Annotated in this window: 1 pseudogene; it reads right to left on the reverse strand. The window is 53.2% G+C overall.

From position 1 onward, the window contains the following. Positions 1–389: pseudogene (locus ACP45E_RS02955) on the reverse strand (hypothetical protein); the annotation flags it as partial. Positions 390–453: the final 64 nt, after the last annotated feature.

The following is a 453-nucleotide window of genomic DNA, read 5'->3' on the forward strand; positions in this document are numbered from 1 at the left end:
GGCCCGATGTACAACGTGTCACTTATCTTCGTAATCGGGAGACCTTGTAGGTCGACAGTTAATCTCCCAACTCCCCCTTCAAGGCTACCTGACCCTGTCCAACTGATCGATATGCTGACGCCGTCTTCTCCAATGGCCGAAAATTTCACACCTGACGTGTCCAACACACCGGTCACCGGATCAATCGTCACACCTAGGTCCATCGCTGCCTGGTCTATACTCCACGTGCCCGTCGATGCATCCGACGGCGCTAGAATCTCACTACCGTCGGCCAGGGTGACCGTGGTTTGGGCTTGAATACTGTCACCAATATTAATCTCGCTACCCTCTAACGGTACTCCGTCTTTTAACAGCGCCACCTCAGAGCTTGACACCTCTGCCAGTGTCACGGTGAACGTTTTCTCCTGCGGAGTTTGATATTTAAACCAGCCCTCTTCGGTAAACGTCGCCTGC

Origin of the sequence: Vibrio genomosp. F10 str. 9ZD137, from assembly GCF_049974785.1 — a bacterium.
Classification (GTDB): domain Bacteria; phylum Pseudomonadota; class Gammaproteobacteria; order Enterobacterales; family Vibrionaceae; genus Vibrio.